The following is a 1,118-nucleotide window of genomic DNA, read 5'->3' as shown; positions in this document are numbered from 1 at the left end:
TGCACGGCGCCCAGGCCGTTGTACGCCGGCTTGGCCAGCGTCGTGGACTGGGACGCCAGGTAGACCAGCGGCCAGGTCACCAGGAACACCACCACGGTGTCCAGCAGCGTGGTGAGGCCCAACGTGAAGGCGAAGCCCCGCACCTGGCCGATGGCCAGCGCATAGAGCACCGCGGCGGCCAGAAAGGTGACGGCGTTGCCCGACAGGATCGTCCGACGCGCCCGCACCCACCCCCGTGGCACCGCGGACCGGAACGAACGGCCCTCGCGGATCTCGTCTTTGATGCGTTCGAAGAACACCACGAACGAGTCGGCGGTGGTGCCGATGCCGATGATCAGACCCGCGATGCCCGCCAAATCCAGCGTGTAGTTGATCTGGCGGCCCAGGATCACCAGGATCGCGAACACCATTGCGCCGGAAGCGATTAGCGACAATGCGGTGAGCAAACCCAGCAGGCGGTAGTAGAGCAACGAATACAGCAGGACCAGGGCCAGGCCGATGGCGCCCGCGATCAACCCGGCCCGCAGCGAGGTCAATCCCAGTGTCGCCGAAACGGTTTGGGCCTCAGAGGATTCGAAGGACAGCGGCAGCGACCCGTATTTCAACACGTTGGCCAGCTGCTTGGCGGTGGAGGCGGTGAACGGCGGCTGCCCGCCGGAGATCTGGGTGCGCCCGCCGGGGATGGCCTCCTGGATCATCGGGGCGCTGACCACCTGGGAGTCCAGCGTGAACGCGGTCTGGGTGCCCACGTGGGCGGCGGTGAAGTCCGCCCAGGTGTTGGCCGCCGCCGGCTTGAACTGCAGGTCGACGACGTAGCCGAGGCCGCGCTGGTTCTGGCTGGACGTGGCGTCGGCGATCTGGTCGCCGCTGATGATCGACGGGCCCAAGAGGTAGGCGACCTTGTGGTCGGTCGAGCAGGTCACCAATGGCAGCGCCGGGTCGTCATTGCCGGCCAGGATGTCGTCCTTCTTGTCGCACTGCGTCGCCTGGAACTGCAGCGCGAGGAACTGGATGCCCTGGCGGGTGCTCTGCCGCCAGGTCTTCTCCTCGGCGATCCGGTCGGCGAGGTCCTTACGCGGGTCGGGGGGCGCCGGCGCCGCCGGCGGCGGGCCGGGCGC

Annotated in this window: 1 protein-coding gene; it reads right to left on the bottom strand. The window is 68.2% G+C overall.

The features are described from left to right. On the bottom strand, positions 1-1,118 hold a 1,118-nt coding region (gene secD, locus A5712_RS01760; protein WP_068100568.1), incomplete at both ends, for a protein translocase subunit SecD.

The organism is Mycobacterium sp. E2327 (genome assembly GCF_001672675.1).
In the GTDB taxonomy this organism is placed as follows: domain Bacteria; phylum Actinomycetota; class Actinomycetes; order Mycobacteriales; family Mycobacteriaceae; genus Mycobacterium.
The sequence above is the reverse complement of the archived record's forward strand: the minus strand, read 5'-3'. Positions and strand labels throughout refer to the sequence as shown.